Annotated in this window: 26 protein-coding genes; 14 read left to right on the plus strand and 12 right to left on the minus strand. The window is 50.8% G+C overall.

From position 1 onward, the window contains the following. Positions 1-25: 25 nt before the first annotated feature. On the plus strand, positions 26-214 hold the full coding sequence (locus DTHIO_RS01600; protein WP_008868610.1) for a hypothetical protein: 189 nt from the start codon (positions 26-28) through the stop codon (positions 212-214). A 21-nt stretch (positions 215-235) separates the two neighbouring features. On the opposite strand, the gene DTHIO_RS21925 is transcribed toward DTHIO_RS01600, so the two are convergent. From DTHIO_RS21925 to DTHIO_RS21785, 4 genes are all read right to left on the minus strand, one after another. Further along, positions 236-418 carry a hypothetical protein gene (locus tag DTHIO_RS21925; RefSeq protein WP_040417377.1) on the minus strand — a complete coding sequence of 61 codons (183 nt, stop codon included), beginning with the start codon at positions 416-418 and terminating at the stop codon, positions 236-238. Between the two features lie 721 nt (positions 419-1,139). Beyond that, positions 1,140-1,427, minus strand: a complete 288-nt coding sequence (locus DTHIO_RS01610) for a DUF2442 domain-containing protein (protein WP_008868611.1) — start codon at positions 1,425-1,427, stop codon at positions 1,140-1,142. Then, on the minus strand, positions 1,387-1,626 hold the full coding sequence (locus tag DTHIO_RS01615) for a DUF4160 domain-containing protein (protein ID WP_008868612.1): 240 nt from the start codon (positions 1,624-1,626) through the stop codon (positions 1,387-1,389). The genes DTHIO_RS01610 and DTHIO_RS01615 overlap by 41 nt, the downstream gene beginning before the upstream one ends. 525 nt (positions 1,627-2,151) lie before the next feature. After that, on the minus strand, positions 2,152-2,463 hold the full coding sequence (locus DTHIO_RS21785) for a hypothetical protein (RefSeq protein ID WP_008868613.1): 312 nt from the start codon (positions 2,461-2,463) through the stop codon (positions 2,152-2,154). A gap of 808 nt (positions 2,464-3,271) precedes the next feature. On the opposite strand from DTHIO_RS21785, the gene DTHIO_RS01625 reads away from it, so the two are divergent. Beyond that, positions 3,272-3,448, plus strand: a complete 177-nt coding sequence (locus DTHIO_RS01625; RefSeq protein ID WP_337833158.1) for a tyrosine-type recombinase/integrase — start codon at positions 3,272-3,274, stop codon at positions 3,446-3,448. Positions 3,449-3,504: 56 nt separating this feature from the next. Here the strand turns inward: DTHIO_RS01625 and DTHIO_RS19395 are convergent, their stop codons facing one another. The 5 genes from DTHIO_RS19395 to DTHIO_RS01660 all read right to left on the minus strand — a co-directional run bounded on the left by DTHIO_RS19395 (position 3,505) and on the right by DTHIO_RS01660 (position 8,321). Further along, the gene (locus tag DTHIO_RS19395; protein WP_008868615.1) at positions 3,505-4,506 is read right to left on the minus strand and encodes an Rpn family recombination-promoting nuclease/putative transposase; all 1,002 of its coding nucleotides are present in this window, start codon (positions 4,504-4,506) and stop codon (positions 3,505-3,507) included. 1,446 nt (positions 4,507-5,952) lie between these two features. Next, positions 5,953-6,504, minus strand: coding sequence for a tetratricopeptide repeat protein (locus DTHIO_RS01645; RefSeq protein ID WP_040417757.1), 552 nt, complete (start codon positions 6,502-6,504; stop codon positions 5,953-5,955). A 5-nt stretch (positions 6,505-6,509) separates the two neighbouring features. Continuing rightward, positions 6,510-7,139, minus strand: coding sequence for a C39 family peptidase (locus DTHIO_RS01650; RefSeq protein ID WP_083803904.1), 630 nt, complete (start codon positions 7,137-7,139; stop codon positions 6,510-6,512). Then, complete coding sequence (locus DTHIO_RS01655) at positions 7,045-7,443, minus strand: PA2779 family protein (protein ID WP_008868618.1); 399 nt, start codon at positions 7,441-7,443, stop codon at positions 7,045-7,047. The genes DTHIO_RS01650 and DTHIO_RS01655 overlap by 95 nt, the downstream gene beginning before the upstream one ends. Before the next feature lie 131 nt (positions 7,444-7,574). After that, a complete protein-coding gene (locus DTHIO_RS01660) occupies positions 7,575-8,321 on the minus strand; it encodes an SDR family NAD(P)-dependent oxidoreductase (protein WP_008868619.1) in 747 nt (248 codons plus the stop codon). Positions 8,322-9,423: 1,102 nt separating this feature from the next. Between DTHIO_RS01660 and modB the strand changes: the two genes are divergently transcribed. From modB to DTHIO_RS01680, 4 genes are all read left to right on the plus strand, one after another. Next, on the plus strand, positions 9,424-10,101 hold the full coding sequence (modB, locus tag DTHIO_RS01665) for a molybdate ABC transporter permease subunit (protein WP_008868620.1): 678 nt from the start codon (positions 9,424-9,426) through the stop codon (positions 10,099-10,101). Positions 10,102-10,112: 11 nt separating this feature from the next. Beyond that, on the plus strand, positions 10,113-10,871 hold the full coding sequence (gene modA, locus DTHIO_RS01670) for a molybdate ABC transporter substrate-binding protein (protein WP_008868621.1): 759 nt from the start codon (positions 10,113-10,115) through the stop codon (positions 10,869-10,871). 2 nt (positions 10,872-10,873) lie between these two features. After that, the gene (locus tag DTHIO_RS01675) at positions 10,874-11,617 is read left to right on the plus strand and encodes an ABC transporter ATP-binding protein (RefSeq protein WP_008868622.1); all 744 of its coding nucleotides are present in this window, start codon (positions 10,874-10,876) and stop codon (positions 11,615-11,617) included. A gap of 202 nt (positions 11,618-11,819) precedes the next feature. Beyond that, a complete protein-coding gene (locus DTHIO_RS01680; protein WP_008868623.1) occupies positions 11,820-13,373 on the plus strand; it encodes a sigma-54-dependent Fis family transcriptional regulator in 1,554 nt (517 codons plus the stop codon). A 19-nt stretch (positions 13,374-13,392) separates the two neighbouring features. Here the strand turns inward: DTHIO_RS01680 and DTHIO_RS01685 are convergent, their stop codons facing one another. Further along, positions 13,393-14,592 (minus strand): hydroxymethylglutaryl-CoA lyase-like TIM-barrel protein, encoded by a 1,200-nt coding sequence (locus DTHIO_RS01685; RefSeq protein WP_008868624.1) that lies wholly within the window; start codon positions 14,590-14,592, stop codon positions 13,393-13,395. Between the two features lie 381 nt (positions 14,593-14,973). Here DTHIO_RS01685 and nifH point away from each other — a divergent pair, with 381 nt between their 5' ends. The 8 genes from nifH (at position 14,974) to nifB (ending at position 23,826) form a co-directional block, all read left to right on the plus strand. Continuing rightward, positions 14,974-15,804 carry a nitrogenase iron protein gene (gene nifH, locus DTHIO_RS01690; protein WP_008868625.1) on the plus strand — a complete coding sequence of 277 codons (831 nt, stop codon included), beginning with the start codon at positions 14,974-14,976 and terminating at the stop codon, positions 15,802-15,804. A 36-nt stretch (positions 15,805-15,840) separates the two neighbouring features. Next, positions 15,841-16,164 (plus strand): P-II family nitrogen regulator, encoded by a 324-nt coding sequence (locus DTHIO_RS01695; protein ID WP_008868626.1) that lies wholly within the window; start codon positions 15,841-15,843, stop codon positions 16,162-16,164. 12 nt (positions 16,165-16,176) lie between these two features. Continuing rightward, positions 16,177-16,572 carry a P-II family nitrogen regulator gene (locus DTHIO_RS01700; RefSeq protein ID WP_008868627.1) on the plus strand — a complete coding sequence of 132 codons (396 nt, stop codon included), beginning with the start codon at positions 16,177-16,179 and terminating at the stop codon, positions 16,570-16,572. A gap of 58 nt (positions 16,573-16,630) precedes the next feature. Next, on the plus strand, positions 16,631-18,256 hold the full coding sequence (nifD, locus tag DTHIO_RS01705; RefSeq protein ID WP_008868628.1) for a nitrogenase molybdenum-iron protein alpha chain: 1,626 nt from the start codon (positions 16,631-16,633) through the stop codon (positions 18,254-18,256). A gap of 24 nt (positions 18,257-18,280) precedes the next feature. After that, on the plus strand, positions 18,281-19,657 hold the full coding sequence (gene nifK, locus DTHIO_RS01710) for a nitrogenase molybdenum-iron protein subunit beta (RefSeq protein ID WP_008868629.1): 1,377 nt from the start codon (positions 18,281-18,283) through the stop codon (positions 19,655-19,657). 45 nt (positions 19,658-19,702) lie between these two features. After that, the gene (gene nifE, locus DTHIO_RS01715; RefSeq protein ID WP_008868630.1) at positions 19,703-21,082 is read left to right on the plus strand and encodes a nitrogenase iron-molybdenum cofactor biosynthesis protein NifE; all 1,380 of its coding nucleotides are present in this window, start codon (positions 19,703-19,705) and stop codon (positions 21,080-21,082) included. Positions 21,083-21,084: 2 nt separating this feature from the next. Then, entirely contained in the window at positions 21,085-22,449 is a 1,365-nt protein-coding gene (locus DTHIO_RS01720) for a nitrogenase component 1 (protein ID WP_008868631.1), read from the plus strand. 84 nt (positions 22,450-22,533) lie between these two features. Continuing rightward, positions 22,534-23,826, plus strand: a complete 1,293-nt coding sequence (nifB, locus tag DTHIO_RS01725; RefSeq protein WP_008868632.1) for a nitrogenase cofactor biosynthesis protein NifB — start codon at positions 22,534-22,536, stop codon at positions 23,824-23,826. Here the strand turns inward: nifB and DTHIO_RS01730 are convergent, their stop codons facing one another. After that, on the minus strand, positions 23,827-24,468 hold the full coding sequence (locus DTHIO_RS01730; protein WP_040417387.1) for a hypothetical protein: 642 nt from the start codon (positions 24,466-24,468) through the stop codon (positions 23,827-23,829). Continuing rightward, complete coding sequence (locus DTHIO_RS01735) at positions 24,458-24,856, minus strand: hypothetical protein (protein WP_040417389.1); 399 nt, start codon at positions 24,854-24,856, stop codon at positions 24,458-24,460. The genes DTHIO_RS01730 and DTHIO_RS01735 overlap by 11 nt, the downstream gene beginning before the upstream one ends. Between the last annotated feature and the right edge of the window lie 651 nt (positions 24,857-25,507).

The following is a 25,507-nucleotide window of genomic DNA, read 5'->3' on the forward strand; positions in this document are numbered from 1 at the left end:
CATCAAGCATATCCAGGAGGCTGTAATGGCAGAAAAAGGCGATGATCCCCAGACAAAAGCTCTAACCTGGGATGAAGTTTCTTATTCCAACATGATTCAGCACGAGGCTCTTATTTCCCTGCTTCTGGAAAAGGGTGTAATCACTGAAGAGGAATACTTGGACAAGGTCAGGCAGGTCACCAGGGAGCTCCAGGACAGGCAGGCAGGGCAGTAATCTGTGAGGTGACTGCCTCTCTCAAGCCGGGATGGGGAAAGGCATTTTTTGACAAGCCATCTCTTTGTATCCACCCAAAGAATAGCCAGGCTGCTCCACTCCCAGCTCCTTGAAGACCGCATCCACAGGATCGGCGTAGAAGCTGGTCTGGAACTTGGCGAAGAGTTCTCCCGGGATAGTCTGGATGTCGCCTACGCTGCTCATGGGCAGTAAGACGCTTAGCACAAATCTCAAACCAACAAATTGGAACCTTTATCTGACACCCTGCTTGTTACGCCTATGGAGTAATTAAACACCCAGCACTCACTTTAATTATTTCGGTCTCATCATCATATGCAATCAAATGAAAAGTGAGTGCTGGGTCCTGCAAAGCAGGGTTTAACTGGGCCTGCCCGGTTAAACAAATCTGAAGGATTACCCGGTTAAACCGGGTCCCTCTGGGTGTTTAACACGGGATTTCCTGCAAAGCAGGGTTTAACTGGGCCTGCCCGGTTAAACAAATCCGAAGGTTTACCCGGTTAAACCGGGTCCCTCTGGGTGTTTAACACGGGATTTCCTGCAAAGCAGGGTTTAACTGGGCCTGCCCCAATGAATAGGCTTACGTGCACGTAGTATCTCCCCTCCTTAGCCAAGGAGGGGCCGGGGGTGGTTGTAACCAATCCCTTCCTTATCTCTCCCCGCCTTAGCCAAGGAGGGGCCGGGGGTGGTTGTAACCGATCCCTTCCTTATCTCTCCCCTCCTTAGCCAAGGAGGGGCCGGGGGTGGTTGTGACCAATCCCTTCCTTATCTCTCCCCGCCTTAGCCAAGGAGGGGCCGGGGGTGGTTGTAACCAATCCCTTCATTGTTCAACCGGGCAAACTCGCAACATAATGTCCCCATCTTCTGCTTTCCTGTCTTTAATGTCCTCATCTTCCGATATACTGGCTTAATCAAAATGGCTTTCTGAAGAAAATACTTTGGATTTGAGGGGGAAGCGTTCGGGATGTCTGATAATTTCTTCTGTGAGGTCAACGTCGATTTCAGGCCAATAAAAATGACCAGGGGATTGTTCCTGAACATTCAAGATATTTTTGAGCGGCTGGTCTTTAAACCAGGGGAATTCATCATAAGGCATGAAAAGTTCATTATCATGAGTCAAGATCCAGATTCCGTGACTGGAAACATGAGTAACTTCAACTGCTGAAGTGTTTAATCCACGCGCTGGCAAGCTCATGGTGGTGCTCCTCAATAATTGCTTCTATTTCTTTCAATTCTTTTCTGGAAAACCTGTAATTATTCGCCAGTTCCAGTTCCGGCTTAAGCCAGAACTTGGCTTCTCCTTCATTGGAGACAACATGCACATGCATTCTGGTTTCTTCTCTTGAAAAAAAGAAAAACCTGTAGCCTTTTTTTCTGAATACTGTTGGTGTCAAATATTATTCCTGTTAACAAATATCCGCATGGATCTCTTGTAAGTCAAGTACCGGCAGTCAGAAAAATAATCAACTCTCACTTCACCCCACCAAGCATCTTAATCATCGGCAAAGTAGCGTTCATAAAGGGCTCAAGTCTGATTTTCAGCCCGCTCCAATCTCTTCATGGCATACAAACCCTCAACCCCGCCAACCGAAGTAAACTTCCTTGTATCCTTGGAGCCAAGCAGGTGCTTGACCTGGTCAAATATTTCCCCCGCCTGCCTTGTGAATCCGGGCTCCCTCTGGGTGATTCACTGGGTAAAATTCCTGTCACGCCTCTGGCGTCATTGAATCTCTTCTTATTCAACCGGGGTCTTCCCATTTTACTGGGGCCTCCTGCACAAAGTCCTTGCTTGCCCTGTGAAATGCCGTAACACGGCCCTGCTACGCAGGATTTCACTGGGCCGCCGATAACTCCGGAATCTGTTTACCCGGTTAAACCCGGCCCCGCGTGACCCAGCACTCACTTTTCCATTTGTTTGCTTATGATAGAGCCGAAAATATTAAAGTGAGTGCTGGGTGTTTAACCGGGTTCACCCGGTTAAACACGGCAGAGCCGTAGACCTTCGGTCTGTTTAACCGGGTGAAATACCTGCATCTGTACCTGAAACGCTCTACCCTGGAAATCTTGTAACCCTTCTTTCCGGCCTTTTCCACAACCTTTTGATCAATTCCTCTACTCACTGACCCTTGTCCCCTTTTGTCCTTGATGGGCAGGCCCTGCAGGGCGGTTCTTGATATTATATGGTAGACTGTAGGCTGGTTGTCTCGGACAAATCTGGCAATTCCAGGCATGGTGGACCTTCTGGAAGGCTTGCGGTTGCTGGGGTTGAGAGGAATTTAGCGAAATTGAGTAGAAAAGGCAACTCAAAGAACCTGTCCCCTGCGTCTCTCACCGCCTTAGCCAAGGAGGGGCCGGGGGTGGTTGTAACCGATCCCTTCATTATCTCTACCCTCCTTCAGTGGCTTACTCCTGAAACCCTGTCATAAAAAACAAGAACCACGCGCTGCGCGTGGCAGGCCTTAGACAGGATTAACAGGATTGACCCCAGTTGAATGGAAGAGATTCAACGGGGCAAGCAGGATAAGCAATCTGCGGCCCCGGTGAAATCAGCTGCGCTGTCCTTCGGCCCCGGTTAAGCATAAGAAGGCTTCACGGGGTAAAAATTTCACAGGGCAAGCCGGAAGCCGCAGATTGCATTAACCATCCAGCACTCACTTTCTTCTTCATGAGTGCCGGAAAAAAGTGAGTGCTGGAGTGATAACCTTTTGGCCTGGCTTCCGCCTGTCCCGTTTAATTGCTCGCAGAGCAAGCCCGAAGGGCATTAAACTGGGAGCCAGGACAAAGATGATTTCCTCTTCATCAATCTCTTAATCCTGTTAATCCTGTCAAAAAAGTTCTTTTCTTTATTGGGTTGCGGGCAAAGCCAGCATTAGGAAGAAAGTATGAGTGTAAGTGGGTATCCATGTATGGTGTAAAGATTTTTTGACTCCCATACTCCCATACTCCCATACTTCTTAAGGCCAAGGGTGGTTGTATGTGATTCCTTCCTTTCCATATATTTCGTGGAACACTGCCAGAAAAAAGGCTGGTCTGGAGGATGTGAAAATCCATGCCCTGAGGCACAGCTTCGCCAGCTTCCTGGTTAACGCCGGTCGGAATTTGTATGAGGTAGGGAAGCTGCTGGGACATACCCAAATAAGTACAACTATGCGCTATGCTCACCTTGCGGATGAGACCCTGGAGGAGGCGGTAACACAATGCCTATGGGAAAAGTAGCTTAAGGCAGGCCACCCTGGGTTGTATGAACTCAGGGTGGCCCTGTGGAAACGTTGTTACTGTGCTGCTCTGTTTACGAGCTCAGTGAATTCTTCGAGGGACTGGGTTCTGAGCACCTTTCTGTTCAGAGCCCTTAAGTTCTCCAGAGATTGAATTGACTTGATTTTTTCGTTGAGTGATCCAGGCAAAGGACCGTATGCTTCTGTGGCGATATCTATAAGGGTTTCATGGGCGTTTTTTAGTTCAGCTTGCTTCTCCCAGTAAGGTCTTCTTGTTCGTTCAACCCGCTCCTCTATTTCTCGTGCGGCTACACCTATCATTTCCTCACCCCCTGCAAAACGTTTGGTATGCTCAAGCAGTCTCTTCTCTGGAATAGCACCAGAAGCCATAACGTATCTGACAATAATGAACAGGTAATCAGTCAGCTTATCGTTATCAGGGAATTTTTCCAAAAGGTCATAAATTTCATGGATTTTAGTATCCAGCTCAGGATAATATATGTATTTCAAGAGCAGATGGAATATCTCCATTATGGTGGTCGTCTTGAATGAAGCTTCATCCATCTGCCCGATATCGTGCAAAATATGCCGGAACTGGGGAATGAAATCCTTGAAATGCTCAGATGGCAGCTGAAAAAGGTCCTCAAACTGAACACTGAAATTCCACCCCTTATAGCCATTATAAATAACCACCGGAACAATGATTGGCAAGTACTGGTCGAGTTTACCATCCACTAAAAGCCGCATCCATTTCTGCACCTGGTAATTCAGGGTCTGCAGTATGGTGAACCTGTACGGTTTGCTTTTGTGCTCAAACAGGAAATACAGTTCCAGCTCATGAATCCTGTCCTTGAAATAAACCTTGGCTACCACGTCTGAATAAAATTCTTTAAATTCCTCAGACAGATAACCCTCCATATCAATCTCAATGATTGTCAGGTCCAGGTGCTTTTTGACTTCCTCAGGAAGATAGTACTGGATGAAGTCCCGAACAAACTCCTCTCGGCTGAAGAAACTCTTAAAACAGAGGTCGTGTGCATTTGGAATCTTCTTGCTCATATATAAAAACTACCTGTACCAGGCTGTTTTTGCAAGATTTATTTGAATCAGTCCGAGATTTTTTTATAAAGCGGTAAATAATTGACCAGATTACTATGAAATTGGCAGGAAGATCCTAGATAGCAGGGCCTTCATGTGTATTTTACTTGCTATGCAGCATGTTTCCTGCTCAAACCGTCCAGGTAGGTGACGAATCTTTTGAAGAGCTCCGGTTCGCGCTTGCAGCGCTGCAAGTTGTTAAATGCAAGGATGATTAGGAGGGTTAGGTCTGGCGGTAATCCTGGATAGCTTGAAACGGGTAAAATCAAGGCCAGATTGCCCATAACATGCCAAGCTTGAAATGGGAAAAAAGTCGTCTGAATTGCCCAAATTATACCAGGCTTAAATGAGATGCCACTCTTCAACCGTGCGCGGCAGAGCCGCCCGCCTGTCACGCCTATGGCGTGATTGAATAGCTCATGAGCTAGCCCACAGGGCATTCAACTGGGGTGCCAAAAAATCTTCTTGGGCTCGGTAAGCCTTCAGGCGTACACCCGACAAATGCGGGTCTTGCCCGCAACCCAGATAAGATAAGAGTTTTTAGCCCACAGATCACACAGATTGACACAGATAAAAGAGATTGAAGAAGCATGTTTTTTCCTTGCGGGAATAAGAACCCGCAAGGAAAAGGCATCAGCCGCTTGCGCGGCGGGGGAGCACCTAAGCTTAGTGTCCAAAAAAGAAACAGTCCCAGCGCCAGGTGCTGAACCCCCGTCATGGCTCAAATTTTTCTTGTTTTTGTGAAAGGGTTTCAGGAGTAAGCCACTGAATACGCTTTCCTGTCCTGCGGAATTTTATGCGGGCAGGCAAATGCTACGCACTCCGCACACAAAGTTTTGAAGAATAAAGAGCCCCAACAAAGCGTTGTCCGCCTGGCAGACAGGCAAATTGACATATCTCCAGCCTGAAGGGTTACGCGGGGGCAGTCCCCTAGTCTTGTGCCGTTGGTCACCACAGTACCCTCCTGAATGGTTAAAATAACCCGGCAGGTATCTTGAGAACCATGATCGGTCTTTTGAGCCAGGGCATGTCCGACTTTGATCACGCCAATGCTGTTTTTGGTAAGGTGTAAATACCGAAGAGAAATACTTATTCAATATTGCTATCAAAATGATTTTAATCAGCGTAAATCAGCTAGATCAGCGGCTAAAATCTTTCTTCTTCATACAACTGGTGACAACAAAGGCAAAGAATCTTGGCCGCTGATTGCGCAGATCTCCGCAGATAAGAAGAGCATTGCCAACTGGTTGGTAACGATAAACATAAAGATCATCTTGATTGCAAATTGGAATTAGACAAGATCAGGCTGGTCACAAGGGAGCTTCAGGACAGGCAGGCAGGGCAGTAATCTGTTTTCAAAAGCCCGCCCTTTTCCTCCGTAATGTCAGTTACAGCGGGCCAGGAACATTATTTATTCTCTACCTCTTTTAACCCCTCCTTGACTCGCTCTCGCAAAGGGTCTTCATCCGGCAATTGGCTTAATGCCCGAGTAAAAATCCTTTTGGCTTTGTCAGGATTGCCGGTCTTGAGGCAGGCTCTGGCGTGAGTATTTAAAAAGGCGGGGTTCTCCGGCTGGATCTTTACTGCCTTGGCGGACCAATCCAGAGCATCATCATTTTTGTCCTGCTTCATGAGCACATAAGCCAGGTTGTTCATGGCTTCCGGGTTATCCGGGCTGCGCTCAAGGGCTTTTCGGTAACTTTCTTCCGCCCGTTCCCAGTTTTCCAGTCCAGCATGAACATTGCCATGATTTATAAGGGGCTGATCCCACTCCCGGTCATTTTCATATGCCAGTTCGTACTGCTTAAGGGCCAGTTCCATTTCGCCCATAAGCTCATAGGAAACTCCAAGATCGTTATGTTCCCCAGCGGTCAACGGATCGGACAGAACCGCTATCCTGGGCATGGAGCAGGCCGATAGAACAAGACAAATAATAAGTACAGAAACAGGTTTAAACATACTGCTCATTCAAAAACCATCAGGTAAAGCCGGTTCATGCTCTGCCACTTTTCATCCAGATCGTTGAAACTGATATAAACGTCCCTTTCCACCCCGGCATGAGCCAGGAAGCCATCAGAGGTATAGCCGGTGATTACAATATAGTGTCCTCGCCTGGCCAGTGCCGGACCAGCGTCCATAAGAACAATCACCGGCTTGCCTGCATCGATTGCCTGCTTAAGCTGAGCAACTGTTCCCCTGCCTGACATGGTTTCAAGGCCCTTGGATCTGGCATGGTTTTCCATATCAGGCAAGAGTGTTCTGCCTATCGATGAAATATAAATTTCATCACTTATTTTTTCCAGACTGACTTCAACACCATGGTACTTTAAAACTGAAGCTAAGGCAGCTGGACCACAATCGTTATCCCGGGCCTGACTTACGTAAGGAACTTCAAGCCAGACAACATCCTCTTTTTGCCTGAGACTTTCAGGAGCTGACTTGAAAGGGCTGCAGCTGCAGAGCAGCAGAACAAGCAGTGCAGCAAAAGCATATTTGAATTTACTGGACAACAATTCTTTTGTCGCTGATTTGGAGTATAACAACCACCAGCAGAACAACAAGCAATACTCCGATAGCCAGGCCGACACCCCCACCTCCGACTTCGTCGGACAAGGTTGCGAGCTGATGCAGCTGTTCATCATCCAGGCCTTCCATTCTGGCCATTACTTCTTCCTGGGAAAGACCGTAATCAGCCAGCCTCTGGGCCACTACCTCATGTTCCAGGGCCTTTCTGATGGATTCAATCTTTTCAGATCGTTCCGACATTTTCTCTCCGGTGGAAAGGCGGCTTTCTATGAGCGAGGCTTCGCCGATGGAAGGGATAAAAGCCACTAAAGAATAAAACGCCAGGATGAACATGCAAAGCCTTTTGTTCATCACCAATCTTTTAACACTCATTTGGCACCCTCCAGAAATAACAGGTTAAAAAAGCCATGACACTCTGATGAAATTTTTCATTAAAATACCTAATACTGGTTGTTTGTCAACTTGTAAATCGATATACTCAAGGTCTTTTTGCAGCCGGATCATTACTCCCCGGCCCTGAATATTCCCCCGTGCAGCTTGTTCAAGTCGCCCTTCAGAAGTTTAATCAGACCGGCAGCAGACTGCTCTGGAGTCAAAAGCTCCCCTCTTTCCTTCCACGGCCTGAACACCCGGTGCAGATGACCGGCTGCTCCTCCTTGAGCCTGCCTGGCCTGATCCTGCATTCTTGTATCAACAATGCCGGGGCGAAACACGAAACAAGTAATCCTGTCTGTTTCTGCGGCAAGCTGCCTGGCCAGATGTTCTTGGGCGGCTTTGGCTGAGCAGTAGGCACCTATCCCCGGCTGTGTGATTTCTGCAGCACCAGAGCCCACGAAAACCGCCAGTCCGTTCTGACGATTCATAATTTCAGGTACAGCATACCGTACAAGGAGAAAAGAGGCCTTTACATTGGAATCCATGACCTCATTGAAGGACTCCTCCTGCATTTCCCACAGATACGCCCCGGGGCTGAGTATTCCGGCTGCATGAATAAAACCGGACAGGCCGCCCATCTCACGGGCCTTTTCTACGCACTGCTTTACGGTCTCAACCCTGGAGATATCCCCGGCCGCTGTCCTGACCATAACATGATGTCCTGAACAATTTTGTGCAGTTTCATGCAAAGGTTCCCGGCTTCTGGCATTCAGGACCAGATTCACCCCTTCATGGGCCAGGCCCAGGGCCAGGGCTCTGCCTATTCCCATGGAAGCACCGGTAACAATCATGGTGCTATCTTTTAGTTCAGACATAAATAAATTCTCCTTATTTTAAGTTGATGGGACGAACTTCCTGCCCTGGGTACACCAACATTTATGTAGAAAAAAACCACCTTTTTGTAGAAAAAAGCAAGCAGTGCAAAAATTCAGGCTGCGCTTGGCAATCAAAAAAACGCCTGAAAAGTTTTTGTTGATCGCTGACATTTCTGTGTTCCCGGCCTGTCAGGGCTGGTACATAAGCAACCTCAAACAAAACAGGAACGGCTCTTGCTGTGTGTAACCAGTTAACCCTGCAACATCACTTATTTGTAACCATTCAGGGGGTCCTCGGTGGTGACTAATGGCACAAGGCCAGGGGACTGTCCCCCTGGCCGGTACCTGCCCCCCTGAATGGTTACACTTATTTGTATCTCAAAGGGACTGGCAATCCTTCAATAGTAAGGCTTCAGAAAAAGGAAGGGATCGGTTACAACCACCCCCGGCCTTAAGAAGTATGGGAGTAAGGGCGTATGGGAGGATGGGAGTCAAAACATCTTAACACCCACACATGGATACCCCCATACACCCATACTTCTTCCTAAGGCTGGCTATGCCCGCAACCCAATAAATAAAAGAGTTTTTTGACAGGATTAACAGGATTAAGAGATTGATTAAGAGAAAAACATTTTTGTCCTGGCCGGAAGCCAGGCCAAAAGGTAATCACTCCAGCACTCACTTTTTTCCGGCACTCATGAATGTCGGAAGAAAGTGAGTGCTGGATGGTAAATTCAGTCAGCGGCATCAGGCCGGTGGCTGATTATCCTATCCATCCTGTTAATCCTGTCTAAGGCCTGCCACGCGCAGCGCGTGGTTCTTGTTTTTTATGACAGGGTTTCAGGAGTAAGTCAAAAGAAGGGTAGAGATAAGGAAGGGATCGGTTACAACCACCCCCGGCCCCTCCTTGGCTAAGGAGGGGAGTTACTACGTGCACGTAAGCCTATTCATTGGGGCAGGCCCAGTTAAACCTTGCTTTGCAGGAAATCCTTCAGATTTGTTTAACCCGGCAGGCCCAGTTAAACCCTGCTTTGCAGGATGTCAGATAAAGTTACCAACATGTTTGTTTGAAATTTGTGCTAAGCGCCTGGATTCTGCCCTTATGGATTTTACCCTTGATACTTCTTTTCTGTACCCACTGCAGCTTACCCTCAAGGTAGCTTCTCTGGCAACTTTTTTTGCCCTGTTACTGGGGGTTGCAGCAGCCCTTGTCATCCATAAATACCGATTTTTCGGCCGGGATCTGGTAGATTCAGTCCTTACCCTGCCTCTGGTCCTCCCCCCTACAGTACTTGGCTATTATCTGCTGGTTGTGATGGGCAGAAACAGTTTCCTGGGCAGATGGCTGGAAGACTCGCTGGGCATTTCCCTGGTTTTTACCTGGCAGGGTGCCGTGGTAGCCGCAACAGTTGTGGCCTTTCCCCTGGTCTTTCGATCCACCCGTTCCGCCCTGGAAAACGTAAATCCCTCTTATGAAAACGCTGCCAGAACCCTTGGCTGCAGCGAACCCAATGTCTTTTTCCGCGTATCCCTGCCCCTGGCCATGCCCGGCATCCTGTCCGGCACTATGCTGGCTTATGCGCGGGCCATGGGAGAATTCGGGGCAACTCTTATGGTGGCCGGCAACATGCCCGGCCGGACCCAGACCATGCCACTGGCCATATACAGCGCAGTTCAGTCCGGCAACAATGCCCTGGCCAACTCCTTAGTGGTAATCATCTCAGTGGTCTGCATTATTATCCTGTGGACCTCAGGCAAACTTCTTAAACCCAGAAGGTAGACAGGTGCATTATGCCCAGAATAACAACTCTCTTCCTGTTATCATTCTTTTTGCTTTTATCCTGGCCGGTTCAGGCCAGGGAGCTTATTGTCTCGGCAGCAGCCTCCTTAACAGAAGCATTCGAGGAAATAAGCGCCCAATTCGAGGCCGACAACCCCGGAGTCCGGATCATCAGAAATTACGCCGCATCAGGGGCCCTCTACAGGCAGATGACCCAGGGAGCGCCTGTGGATGTATATGCCCCGGCCAATATGCACTGGATGCAGGAAGCAGCAAGGGCCGGCCTGGTGGAGGCAGGCAACCTTCATGTATTTGCCCAAAACCAGGTAGTACTGGCTGTTCCCGGGTCAGATAAACCTGATATTTCCACTCCTGAAGATTTAAGATTGGGAAGAATCCGTAGAATAGGCATTACCAGTCCAGCCACCTCACCTGCGGGTAATTACGCCATGATTTCCCTTAAAAATCTTGGACTCTGGAATGAGCTGGAACAAAAAATGATTTACGCCGAAACAGTCACCCAGCTTATGGATTATATACGCAGGGGCGAAGTGGATGCAGGGCTGATTTATGCATCGGATATTTTGCGTGGCCAGGATGAAATACACAAAAAATACACAATGCCCCTGGATACTCCCCCCGCCTACCCCGTTGCTGTGTTGAGCAGCAGCACAAAACCCGGGCTTGCCCGTAAATTCGTTGATCTTGTATTATCTCAAAAAGGACAGGCCATCATGGAAAAAAACGGCTTTCAAGCAGCAAGTCAATAATAATGCATGTTCAATGTCAGATAAAAGCCAGCCTTAAAAGCGGTAAAGAAAACTTTTCCCTGGAGGCGGATTTTGACACATCGTCTTCATCCATTGTTTTGTTCGGTCCCTCGGGTGCCGGTAAAAGCCTGACTCTAATGGCCCTGGCCGGCCTTCAGACTCCTGACTCGGGAAAAATAGTCCTTGATGGACGCACCCTCTACGACTCGGCAAAAAAAATCAACATCCCTGCCAGAAAACGCAAGGTGGGATTGCTCTTCCAGGATTATGCCCTTTTCCCCCACCTGACAGTCATGGACAACGTGGGCTTTGGACTTAAAAGATCTTTCAGACCTTTGAAAGTTCAGCAAAAAAATAAGATTTACCAGTATATACAAATGTTTGGGCTGGAAAATCATACAGACAAAAAACCTCATGAACTGTCCGGTGGCCAGCGCCAAAGAGCGGCCCTGGCCAGAGCTCTGGTGAGCAACCCCGACCTTCTTTTGCTGGATGAACCTTTCAGCGCCCTGGATCAGCCCCTGCGCATCAAAATGCGCTCTGAACTGGGAAACATCCTGGAAAAATTCAACATGCCCATGATCATGGTCAGCCATGATCACCAGGACGTGGAGGCTTTTGGTGAAACCCTGGTTTCATTCGGCCACGGACGTGTCCTGGACGTACTGGATTACCAGTCCAGAAGAAGGCAGGGGCAAGATGTCATGGACATACTCACCCCCCTTTACCAGACTGCAAGCATATGACAGGAGCCTGGCCAGAGCATTGCCATGTTTTTACAAAAATCGCAATACAAGGCCACAAAACAGCCTTAATTTTGCACAATTTTGTACACCAACGCCCTGTACAGACAAAAAAGCCTTGGACATTAAGGCTCAACAAGCTGTAATTACAGAAACAATACTCTGTGGCCCGAAATATGTATGAGCTTAAATAAAAAAGATGCCTATGGAATCTCTGACCCAAGTCAAACTAAATGTCCTGCATGAAATCAGCAAGGTTATAGAAAAGGCCCTGGACCTGGACAAGGCCCTGGAAGCCATTCTGAAGATCCTGGCCGACTCCCTGAGCATGAAACGCGGAGCATTTTCCTTTATTGAAGAAGACAGCGGACTTCTGGTCATCAGCGCATCCCACGGCCTGACATCCCAGGAGAAAAACAGAGGGGTGTACCGCATGGATGAAGGCGTGACCGGGCGTATCTTCTCAACGGGCAAGCCCTTTATCGTGCCGGATATTGCAAAGGAACCCCTGTTCCTGGATAAGACAGGGTCCAGGAGCATGGAAAAGGAGCGGATTTCCTTTGCAGGCGTACCGGTAACCCTGCAGGGAACCACGGTGGGCGTTTTGACCGTGGACAGGCTCTTTGACCAGGACATATCCCTTGAGGAGGATATTCAGCTATTGAGCATCGTGGCCGCCATGGTAGCCCAGTTTGTCAGCCTGAACCGCCAGGTTAAAGACCGGGAAGAAAACCTGCGCAGAGAAAACCAGAATCTGAAAACCAGGCTTTCCAGCTCTTTTCAGAGGTTTTTTATTGTGGGCAAGAGCTCCAGCATGCTCCAGGTGCGACAGATGATGGAGAAGGTCGCCCCCACCAGGGCGACGGTCCTTTTGCTGGGAGAATCCGGCACAGGCAAGACTCTGATAGCTGGAATCATTCATGAATTAAGTGAAAGGGGAAAATTCCCTTTCATCAAGGTCAACTGCGCTTCCCTTCCGGAAAACCTTCTGGAGTCCGAGCTGTTTGGATATGAGAAGGGAGCTTTTACAGGGGCGGAGAGATCCAAGCCGGGGCGCTTTGAAGAGGCGCACAGAGGAACTATATTCCTGGACGAAATCGGGGAGATGCCGGCGGGGCTTCAGGCCAAGCTGCTCAGGTTCCTCCAGGAAAGGGAGTTTGAGCGTCTGGGAGGCGTCAAAACCCACCGGGTGGACGTAAGGGTCATTGCAGCCACCAACAAGGAACTGGACAAAGAGGTTCAAGAAGGCCGGTTTCGCGAAGACCTGTACTATCGCCTGAATGTCTTCCCCATCTGGGTACCTTCACTGCGCGAAAGAAGAGAGGATATCCCCTCCCTGATCAATCATTTTCTGGACAAAATGGCCCGGGAATACGGCAGGAGGCTGGTCCTGAGCAACTCCAGCCTGGATTATCTGGTTGAGTACGAATGGCCGGGCAATATCCGGGAAATGGAAAACCTCATGGAAAAACTCTCCATAATGAGCGAAGGACAGATAGTGGCATTAAAGGACCTGCCATCAGATATGCAGCAAGAAAAGGTTTGCCCCGGAAAAGTTCAGGAGCAGGCCCGGGATCACTCGCTTCTGGACATGGAGAAAAAAGAAATCCTGTCCGCCTTGCAGCGCAACAGCTGGATTCAGTCCAGGGCGGCCAGGGAACTTGGTCTCACCCAGCGCCAGATGGGGTATCGCATCAAGAAATTCAACCTGGAAGAATACGTGTCCCGGAAGAAAAATATTGAAAAACCCCTGGACTGATTGAAGATAATCATCAATTTCAGCCTGCCTGCCCCTGCAGCATACTGACCACCTGCTCATCATCCAGTGGAGAGCCTTTTATGCTGGCGGCCCGGCGTACATCCCTGACCAGTCCCTCCAGGTCTACAAAATCCGGGTTTACACCCATCTCCATGAGCTTGCCCCGGACAGCACCCGCCCCGCTCTTTCTGCCCAGGCTGATCCTGCGCTGCATGCCCATCTTGTGGGGCTCAAAAGGTTCAAACAGATCAAAGGACTTGTACAGCGCATCAGCATGCAGGCCTGACTCGCAGTGAAAAAGCTGCCTGCCCAAAACCGCCCTGTCAGGGTTTATGTGCACTCCGGCCAGGCCGGCCACGCAGGTGCTGAGCTCCGGCAGGCTTTGGACATCGTATCCAGCATGTCCCTTATTGTACACCAGAAAGGTCAGAACTTCTTCTAAGCGGGCTATGCCGGCACGCTCACCGATTCCCAGCAGGCTAACATCCACATAATCCACCCCGCAGGATAATGCCGTGAGAGCATTGGCTGTAGCCATACCGAAATCATTGTGACCATGAAAGGCAAGGCTTATATCCAGTTTTTCCCTGAAGGGTCTCACAGCCTCCATCAGCTCTCCAGGCTCCATAACTCCCAGAGTGTCTGAAAGGCGGACGCGCCACACTCCCAGATCTCTGGCCATAAGGGCCGCACGCAGGGCAAACTCCCGGTCAGCCCGGGAAAAATCCTCCAGGCCCAGGGACAACTTTGCTTTCAGTTTGTCCGTGCCGGCCAGGGTCCTTTCAAGTAGCCTGAGCGCCCCGCACCGGTCCAGTCCCAGTCTCTTCTCAATATGCAGATCTGATACAGGCAGGGCTGCGCTTATGATGTCCGGGTCCAGGCTGTCGGCGTATTCCAGTTCCTGAATACGGCAGGGTGACCAGAGGCTGATTTTTGTAGAACCATGATGTTGCCTGGCATACTTTATCAAGGTCTCAAGCTCTTCATCTCTGCCCACAGACCCTGTCTCCAGCTCATCCAGGCCCAGACGGTGCAAACCGTCCACAATCACTTTTTTCTGCTCAAGGCTTAGATAAAGCCCGTAGCGCTGGTCTCCTTCTCTTAATGTAGTATCTATAAGCATGAAAACTTTTTTGCACAAAGCATGCCTCAAAACAGCCCTTATCACCCTGCTGCCTTCTATATCATCATTACATGGCCCCAGTTTAAATGTAAGCATTCAGGGGGTACTCAGTTTTAGTTCCTGGCACTCAAGCCTCTGGCGTGATTCCGGCACCCCCTGAATGCTTACGTTTAAGTACAGAAGCTGAAAAATGCACTCCCAGGCTGTCATGCCTGCATACAACACAACTTCTTCAGACCCTACAAATTTGTAGTACACAGCTACATTTTAGAATGTATCCCTGCATCTGAAAAAGGTCTGGACAATCAAAAAGCCTGGCACAATATCCAGCATAATATCAATCATTTAAACTCTATAAACCCTGCCTCCAATCTTCTGGCATGTCTTTTGCCAAATGAAAAAAACGCGGCACAAGGATGGTACATTCCAGGCCAATAAAGGCGGAGTGCTGCGAAAAAAATACAGGAGGAGCATTTCATGCGCAAAGTAGCAATCTACGGCAAAGGCGGAATCGGCAAATCAACAACAACCCAGAATACAGTAGCAGGCCTGGTGGAACTGGGCAAAAGAGTCATGGTGGTTGGTTGTGACCCCAAAGCGGACTCCACCAGGCTTCTGCTGGGGGGACTCTCTCAGCAGACTGTACTGGATACCCTGCGCGAGGAAGGCGAGGATGTGGAACTCGACGATGTACGTATCGGTGGATACGGCAATTCCCTGTGCGTGGAGTCCGGTGGACCGGAACCTGGAGTGGGCTGCGCCGGACGCGGCATCATTACTTCCATCAATCTGCTGGAACAGCTGGGGGCCTATGAGGAAGACGAGAGCCTGGACTATGTATTTTACGACGTCCTGGGCGACGTTGTCTGCGGTGGCTTTGCCATGCCCATCCGGGAAGGAAAGGCCCAGGAGATATACATTGTTGTTTCAGGGGAAATGATGGCCATGTATGCGGCCAACAACATCTGCAAAGGCATAAGGAAGTTTTCCGAAACCGGGGGTGTTCGCCTGGGCGGTCTTATCTGCAACAGCAGGGCTGTGGACAACGAGGAGGCAATGATCAAGGCCTTTGCTGAAAAGCTGGGCAGTCAGATGATTTACTTTGTCCCCCGGGATAATGATGTGCAGCGGGCCGAGATCAATCGCAAAACGGTTATCGACTTCACTCCCCAGGCCCCGCAGGCGGATCACTACCGCAACCTGGCCAAAGCAATGGACAGCAACCAGATGTTCGTAGTCCCCACACCCATTGAGACAGAAGAACTGGAAAGCCTGCTTCTGGAATACGGAATCCTGGAAACCGCTTAATCGCTGCGTAAAAAAAAGCACACAAGGAGAAACAACATGCTTATGATTCGCGCCATTGTCCGGCCGGAAAAAACTACAGAGGTAATGCAGTCTCTGCTGGACGCAGGATATCCGGCCCTGACCAAGGTGGAAGTAGCCGGCCGGGGCAAGCAGAGAGGACTCAAGCTGGGAGAGGTAATCTACGACGAACTGCCCAAAGAGATGATAATGACCGTGATCCCTGATGCAGATAAGGAGTTTGTGACCAGGGCCATCCTGGACAGCGCCCGCACAGGCAAAGGCAGCTTCGGCGACGGCAAGATATTCATATCTCCGGTGGATGAAGTTTATACTGTCTCTTCCGGAGTAAAGGAAACATAGAAGGGGTAGTTTATGAAAGAAGTGATGGCCATTATCCGGGCCAATAAAATAAACCAGACAAAAAAGGCCCTGGTGGCTGCCGGCCTGCCCTCATTCACGGCTGTGAAATGCATGGGCCGTGGGAGTCGTCCTGTGGATTTTGAAATGCTGGAAGCCATGAACAGGTCCCCTGAAGATGCCGGGGAGATACTGCCCATCCTTTCCCAGGGCGGCAGGCTTATCCCCAAACGGATGTTAAGCCTCATAGTACCTCCGCAAAAGGTACAGGAGGTGGTGGATATCATCATGCAGGAAAACAGTACAGGAAACCAGGGGGACGGCAAGGTATTCGTTCTGCCCATAAGTGACGTCCTGAGGGTCAGGACCGAAGAAGAGGGCCTTCAGGCCATTGATGAAATGCAGCAATGAAAACAAAAACCATCCCATGAACATATTCAACAATTTTTAAGGACCAGGGAGATACAGCATGTCAGATCTTAAATCATGTCCCAGCGTGGACCTGGAAGAATTTGTAGACAACATCCTGAAGAAATATCCGGCCAAAGTGGCCAAAAAACGAAAAGACCATATCCTGGTGCGCAAGGAAGAGGACCCCGCCCGGGAGAGCATTCAGGCCAACAACAGGACTGTGCCGGGCATCATCACCCAGAGGGGCTGCTGCTATGCAGGCTGCAAGGGGGTTGTGCTGGGCCCGGTGGGGGATATGGTTCATATCACTCACGGTCCCATAGGCTGCGGGTTTTACGCCTGGCTCACCAGGCGCAATCTCTTCAAGCCCGGCGAAGATGGAAAAAACTATTCCACGTACTGTTTTTCCACGGACATGCAGGAGCAAGATATTATTTTTGGAGGGGAAAAAAAGCTCAAACAGGCCATCAAGGAAGCCTGGGAGACCTTTAAACCCAATGCCATAAGCGTGCATGCCACCTGTCCAGTGGGCCTGATAGGCGACGATGTTCAGGCCGTGGCCAGGGAAGCAGAGGCAGAGCTGGGAGTAAAGGTCCTGGCCTTCAACTGCGAGGGCTACAAGGGAGTCAGCCAGTCTGCAGGCCATCACATTGCCAACAACAAACTGTTCAACGAGACAGTGGGCACAAAAGACGAGGCTATCCCCGGATACAGTGTGAATATACTCGGAGAGTACAACATCGGTGGTGATGCCTGGGAAATAGAAAGAATCCTGGAAAAATGCGGCATCAAAATTGCCGCTACCTTCAGCGGGGACGGCAAGTATGATTCCATGACCTCCTCGCACATGGCCTCTTTAAACCTCATCATGTGCTACAGGTCCATCAACTACCTGGCGGAGATGATGGAAACCAAGTACGGCATACCCTGGGCCAAGGTCAATTTCATCGGGGTCAAGGCCATGTCCAAATCCCTGCGCAAGATAGCCAGGTTCTTTGAAGACCCTGAGCTTACCAGGCGGATTGAAGAAGTAATAAAGGAAGAAGAAGAGAGCGTGGAGCAAAAGCTGGCCCCCTACAGGGAACGTCTGCAGGGTAAAACCGCCATGCTTTTCGTGGGAGGCTCCAGGGCACATCACTACCAGGACCTTTTACGCGACCTGGGCATGGAGCCGGTAGCGGCAGGCTATGAATTCGCCCACAGAGACGACTACGAAGGCAGTCACATAGCAGGGAAAATCAAGGTAGATGCTGACAGCAGGAACATAGAAGAACTCAAAGTGGAGCCTGATCCTGAAAAGTACAGCCCCCGGGTTTCTCCTGAAAAGAAAAAGGAGCTCGAACAGGAATCTGTACTGGGGCACTACCACGGCATGATTCCGGATATGCCCCCGGGCACTCTCGTGGTGGACGACATAAGCCATCTGGAACTGGAAGAACTCATCAAAACTCTTAAGCCGGATATTATCCTCTCCGGGATCAAGGACAAGTACGTAATCGAAAAATTCAACGTTCCCAGCAAGCAGATTCACAACTACGATTATTCCGGGCCCTTTGCCGGATATAAAGGGGCAGTCAACTTCGCCCGGGATATCGATATGATGATCAACAACCCGGCCTGGAAGCTTGCAGTCCCTCCCTTTGAGAAAAAGCCGCTGCTTTCGGCAGATCTGGGAACCGACTAATCAAAACATCCAAGGAGAACTAAAGTGCTGGACCATACACCTGCAGAAGTTACATCCCGGAAGGCCCTCCGGGTCAACCCGGCCAAGACCTGTCAGCCCATTGGGGCCATGTATGCGGCCCTGGGAATCCATCGCTGCCTGCCCCACAGCCACGGCAGCCAGGGATGCTGCTCTTATCACAGAAGTCATTTAACCCGGCACTTCAAGGAACCGGTCATGGCTTCAACAAGCTCCTTTACTGAAGGAGCATCGGTGTTCGGAGGAAGCCCCAACCTGAGACAATCTTTGAAAACCATTTTCCAGGCCTATGATCCTGATGTGGTTGCCGTACACACCACCTGCCTTTCCGAAACCATTGGCGACGACATCCCGACCATTGTCAAAAAGGCTGAAGACGACGGTATTGTGCCCAGGGGCAAAAAGGTCATCCATGCCAGTACCCCCAGCTATGTGGGATCACACGTCACCGGCTTTTCCAACATGGTCAAAGGCATAGCCTCTTATTTCACCCATCCGGCAGAACATAAAATCAAAGACCAGATCAATGTCCTGCCCGGATACGTGGAACCGGCGGACATGCGCAAAATAAAAAGCATGGTCTCTGAGATGGGCCTTAAACAGCTGGTCTTTCCAGACACCTCGGATGTACTGGATACCCCCAAAACAGGTGAATACAGCATGTATCCCAAAGGCGGCATAAAGATGCAGGAGCTCGAGCAGACCGGAAACAGCCTGCATACAATAGCCATGGGACATTTTTCCTCTCTTGAGGCTGCCACCTACATGGATCAGAAAGCCGGTGTCCCTTTTACCCTGTGCGATATACCCATAGGGGTTCAGGCCACGGACAGGTTTGTGCAGGCTGTCATGGACGCCACAGGAGCCTCACCGACCCAGGCCATGCTGGATGACCGGGGCCGCCTAGTGGATATGATGACTGACTACCAGCACTATCTGTACGGAAAAAAAGTGGCCCTGTGGGGAGATCCGGACCAGATCATCAGTATGGCCGAATTCATGGTCAGCATGGGCATGCAGCCTGTGTACGTGCTCACCGGCACTCCGGGCAAGGCCTTTGAGAAACGCATGAAAAAAATATTAAATGACACTGTGCCCAATGCTGTATTCGGCCACAGCCAGGACCTGTTCTACCTGCATCAGCTTATCAAGCAGGAGCCTGTGGACCTGCTGGTGGGCAATACCTACGGTAAATACATTGCCCGGGCCGAGGACATACCCTTTGTCCGCTTCGGATTTCCCATACTGGACCGTACCGGACACAGCTATTTCCCAAGCGTTGGCTATAAGGGCGGCATGCATTTTTTAAGTGCCATGATAAATACACTTCTGGAACGTATGGACCGCGACAGCCCGGACGAATGCTTCGAACTGGTGCTGTGATCTGTACTGTTGCGCATGCCCGTAAAACACAAAAGGAAAGATAAAATGCAGCCTGGATTGCTTAAAGACAGACAGAAACAGGTCTATCAGAAAGGGACCACTCCCTTTGACCTGGATTGCAACAAAGGCAGCCTGGCCGGAGCCGTGAGTCAACGGGCCTGCGTATTCTGCGGCTCCAGGGTGGTGCTCTACCCCATTGCCGATGCCCTGCACTTAGTACACGGCCCGGTGGGTTGTGCAGCCTACACCTGGGACATCCGGGGCTCCCTGTCCTCGGGTCCTGAACTGTACCGCCTTAGTTTTACCACGGATCTCCAGGAAAAGGATGTCATATTCGGCGGAGAAAAAAAGCTCTACCAGGCCCTGGTGGAACTCATCGAGCGCCATGACCCCAGGGCCGCCTTTGTCTACTCCACCTGTATCGTGGGACTCATCGGGGATGACCTGGCAGGAGTATGCAAAAAGGTCAGCCGGGAAAAGGATATACCGGTCATCCCGGTGCAGTCCGAGGGATTCAAAGGCAATAAAAGGGCCGGATACCAGGCCGCCTGCAAGGCCATGTTTGAACTGGTGGGTTCGGCTGACACCAGTGATATTTCCCCGGTGGCAGTCAATATCCTGGGGGATTTCAACCTGGCCGGGGAGACCTGGATCATCAGGGATTATTACCGGCGCATGGGAGTAGAAGTGGTGGCCAACATAACCGGAGACGGCCGGGTGGATGACATCAGACGATGTCACGGAGCCTCCCTGAACCTGGTGCAGTGCTCCGGAGCCACCGTGGAGCTGGCCAGAATGATGCAGGAAAAATACGGCATCCCCTATAAGCAGGTCTCCTATTTTGGAATGGAGGATATGGCCAGGGCCCTGTATGAAACCGCTGATTTCTTCCAGGATAAGGACCCGGGCATAGCAGCCAGGACCCAGGAAATTGTCCGCCGGGAACTGCAGGCCATACACCCGGAAGTGCAGAAATACCGCTGGGACCTGGAAGGCAGAAAAGCAGCCATTTACGTGGGCGGAGCCTTTAAGGCCTTTTCCCTCATCAAGTGCTTCAGGCACCTGGGTATGCAGGTGGAGATCGTCGGGTCCCAGACAGGCACAAAGGAGGAATACCAGGAAATGGCTGACATGTGCCATGAAGGCACTATTATCGTAGACGACACCAACCCCTCTGAACTTGCCCGTTTTATCAAGGAAAAGGACGTGGATATTCTGGTTGGAGGCATCAAGGAGCGTCCCATAGCCTATAAGCTGGGCATCGGCTTTTGTGATCACAATCATGAGCGCAAGCTGGCCCTGGAAGGCTTTGAAGGCATGGTCAACTTTGCCCGCGAAGTACACTCCACAGTCATGAGCCCGGTCTGGAATTTTGTCCCCCGAAGGGCCGGCGGCATGACAAACCACAAAAACATGGAGGATTGATCATGCTGGATGCTGCAACACCTTATGTCTCCACTACCAATGCCTGCAAACTGTGTACTCCCCTGGGGGCCTGCATTGCCTTTAAAGGCCTCGAAGGCTGTATGCCCATCCTGCACGGTTCCCAGGGCTGTGCCACCTACATGCGCAGGTACATCATCAGCCATTTCCGGGAACCTGTGGACATAGCATCTTCTGCTCTGGGGGAGGACCAGGCCATCTATGGCGGCGGTCCCAACCTGATGCAGGGCATCATCAATGTTATGGACAAATACAATCCAGATATCATCGGAATAGCCTCCACCTGCCTCACAGAGACCATTGGAGACGACGTGCCCATGATTTTGTCCGGATTTAAGAAAGAATTTGCACATTTAAAAATTCCGGAACTCATCCACGTATCCACTCCGAGCTATTCCGGCACCCATATGGAGGGCTTTCACAGGGCCATCAGGCAGACTGCAATACAAATGGCTGAGCCGGACCCCCTGCCCCACAGCAAAATTACAGTCCTGCCGGGATTTGTCTCCCCCTGGGACGTTCGGCACCTGAAAGGGGTCATGCGTGATTTTGATATTCCCGGTATCATCCTGCCGGACATCTCCGAGACCCTGGAAGGAACCATCCAGGAAGACATTGAGATGGTCCCCTCCGGCGGCACGTCCATGCAGGATCTCAAATCCCTGGGCGGCAGCCCCGCCTGCATCGAACTTGGCAACTGCATAAAAAACGATCTGAGTACTGCCGGGTGGCTTGAAAAAAACCTGAATGTACCTGCACACCGCCTGGGCCTGCCCATAGGACTGCGGGGCATGGATGCTTTCATGCAGACCCTGTCCCGGATTTCAGGCAAAGACATGCCCCGGGAGCAGATGCTGGAGCGGGGCAGACTGGTGGATGCATACGTGGATGCGCACAAGTATCTGTTCGGCAAGAAGTGCCTGATCTATGGCGAAGAAGACCTGGTAACAGGACTGGTATCCTTTCTGGCGGAAACAGGTGTGCAGCCGGTGCTGGCTGCATCCGGAGGCAGAAGCGGCCTGATGCAGAAAAGCATCGAACAGGCCTGTGACGGAATGCTGCCACAGACGCCCTCTGTATTATCCGGAGTGGATTTCTACCAGATAGTGGAAGAGGCTGAAAAGCTGGAGCCGGACTTTATCCTGGGCAACAGCAAGGCTTATCGCATAGCTGCAGGCAAATGGGACATACCTCTTATCAGAGTAGGCTTTCCAGTACATGACCGCATGGGGGCTGGACGCATAAGGCATGCAGGTTATGAAGGAGCCTACGACCTGCTCATGAGAATCGTAAATACCCTGCTGGAAAAAAGACAGGAAGATGCCGATCTGGGCTGGGGCTACATGTAGGCAGAATCCCTGATCCGGTCTGAATATAAAATACCTGAGGCGGTGACGGAAAACTTTCAAGCCGTCTGAACATCGGAGACCAATATGAGTAAATTAGACCTCTCCAGACACCCGTGTTTCAACAAAAAAGCAAAAGGGGGATGTGGGAGAATCCACCTGCCGGTGGCCCCCAAGTGCAATATCCAATGCAATTTCTGCAACCGCAAGTATGACTGCGTCAATGAATCCAGGCCGGGGGTAACCTCTGCAGTGCTTACCCCGGTTCAGGCGGTGGAATATCTAAAAGAGGTCCAGAGGCTCGAAGGCAGTCTGACAGTAGCTGGAATAGCCGGTCCCGGGGATCCCATGGCCAATGCCCCCCAGACCCTGGAAACCATCGCCAGGGTGCGCAGTGAGTTTCCGGATCTGTTGCTGTGTCTGTCTTCCAATGGCCTGAATCTGCCTGATCACGTAACAGAGCTAAAAAAGCTGGGCGTGACCCATGCCACAGTAACCGTCAATGCCATTGACCCGGAAACAGGCAAGGATATATATGCCTGGGTCAGGGACAGCAAAGTCGCTTACCAGGGCAGGGAAGCGGCGTCTCTACTCTGGTCCAGACAGAAGGAAGCGATCTTGAAGCTCAGGGAAAATGGTATCCTGGTCAAGATGAACTCCATTGTCCTGCCGGGAATAAACGACCATCATATCCAGGATATAGCTGAAAAAGCCGGAGAAATGGATGTAAGCCTGCTGAACTGCATCCCGGTGCATCCGAGTCCCGGGGCCAGGTTTGAAAATATAGACGAACCGGATAAGGCTTTTATAGATTCCCTCCGGAAAAAAGCCTCGCAGCACGTACCGCAGATGACCCACTGCCGCAGATGCCGGGCCGATGCAGTGGGCCTTCTGGACCGGGACAGATCCTTAGAGCTTGCACCTGTCATGCGCGATGTTGCTGCCAGACCGGTAATCCCCGACGACAGTGAAAAGCGACCCCATGTGGCGGTGGCCACCAGGGAAGGAATGCTGGTAAACCAGCACCTGGGCCATGCAGAAAAGTTTCAGATATGGACCCGGTCCAATGGTGACTACAAGCTGGTGGAGTCCAGGCAGGCCCCGGAAGCCGGAGGCGGATTACAGCGCTGGCATGAAATGGCCCGGGTCCTGCAGGACTGCCGGGCGGTGATAATAAGTGCTGTCGGGGATACCCCGAGAACTGTCCTGGAAAAATCCGGAATGGTGGTCCTGGAAATGGAAGGTCTCATTGAAGAAGGCCTGGATGCAGCGTATAAAGGCACTGATGTTTCCGGCTTAAGACCAGTCAAGACCAAAAGCTGTTCCGGAGGGGATAGCTGGAGGCTGCGGATAAGGGTTGGGGGTGATTTTTTTAAATGATCACTTCCTTTTGATACCGCGCTTTGCCCGGATTTCGTGCAGCAATACAAGGTACGGCTCGATGCTTCGAACCTTTTTAATGCCTGCTGGTGTCGCGGCCTTCAGGGTACGCTCCGGGAACAGGCGGTTAAATGAGGCCCGGTCCGCTTCCAGCTCCATGGCCTGCATGATTTTTATCCGGTCCCCGGCGCTCTTGATTTCCGGATGAACGCAGTTATCCAGGCCGGCGGCAACCACAGGATCATCATGTACGCTGTGATGAATCTCATGCCAGACAAGCCACTCGTAAAATAATTCCAGAGGGATATCCCGGACGAGATCCAGTTCCAGCCGCCTGGCCGACCGGATCTCGTCTAAGGGGATCTTGTTGGCGATTTCGATTGCGGTAATTTCAGCCGATACCTTTTCGCTGCTGCGCCTGTACCTGTCGCTCCCGGCGGGGCTGCAGTTCGCCCAGTCCATGGGCTCAAGCACCCCGGAGCGTCGCTCGTCCAGGTCAAAGACTTCCAGAAACATGCCTGCATGTTCCCTGACCAGGTTGTCCAGCCGCACATAAAGGCCCGGGGTCAGATACAGGCAATTTCCTGAAACAAGATGTTCCCGGGCTTCCTGCTTATTTGCTTCTGATTTATCAGGCAGCACTTTCCCCGTACGAACGAGCACCTGCCTGATCATGTTTCCAGTCCCGGGTCAAAGTATTCCAGAGTGTCCTGCCTCTTTCTTCAGAAACCTGGCCACAGTATACACTTCCTGCATTCTTTGATGCAGCACCTGCGATATGATTCAGAAGATTTGCAGGCATATGCCTGACAGTGCCGGCCTGGTCCTGGGTATTCATGTGGGCCAACACACGGGAGGCATGCCCGGGCTCAATCATGCAGAGCACTCGGGCCGCTTCTTTGGAAGAAACGGGTTCAAGGGCACAGGCCAGATCCTGGGGATGCAGGCTCTTGCAGAATTTCTGCAGCAGACCTGTTTCATTTTTTTCAAGGTATTTCTGCAGGGAATGGTTGATATAGGGTGTAGACATCTGGTTCACCTCCTTAAAGAGTTGCCGCCATGCAGTGAAGCAGCGGCCAGGAGGAGAACATGCGGGGATATTTATCCGGAGTGCACGGCTCCTGCCGCCTCTTCACCTGAAGGCGGTGCTTCGGATTCCGGGTTTTGATGATCAGCGCCTTGAAAGCGCCTGATACTGTCTGCTTCCATGGATGCTAAAGCTCCTGTTAGGGTTGCCTGGGCTGCCCGCTGCAGCCGACTCCAAACGCGGGAATATATGTATTATCTGCAGGCTGTTGTCAAGTATTTTATATTGACTTTGACCTGTCAATTTACAATAAAATCCAGTGTCAGGCTTTACAAGGAGTGGCTGCTCGAGTTTGATTTTAGAGCTGAGACTGGTAACCATGCCTTGTCTCTTATCCTGTTCTCTGGTAATGGACAGACGAAGTCATGATGAAAAGTTACAAAACCTGGTTCCTCGACGTTTGATGTGGATTAACTGCTCACAAATGAATATTATTTTTATCTCTCGCCCGCTCGAAGACTCGCTTGAGTCGCAGAGCTTGGGAGAAGAGAGGTCGGTTTTTCATTCCTGCGAGTTGCAGTAATGAAAAAGGTCCCCCGCCCCAGGCGGGGAGCATCTTATTCATAGCCCCCAACTCGGGGGATATGGATATTA

This window comes from Desulfonatronospira thiodismutans ASO3-1, assembly GCF_000174435.1.
Taxonomy (GTDB): domain Bacteria; phylum Desulfobacterota; class Desulfovibrionia; order Desulfovibrionales; family Desulfonatronovibrionaceae; genus Desulfonatronospira; species Desulfonatronospira thiodismutans.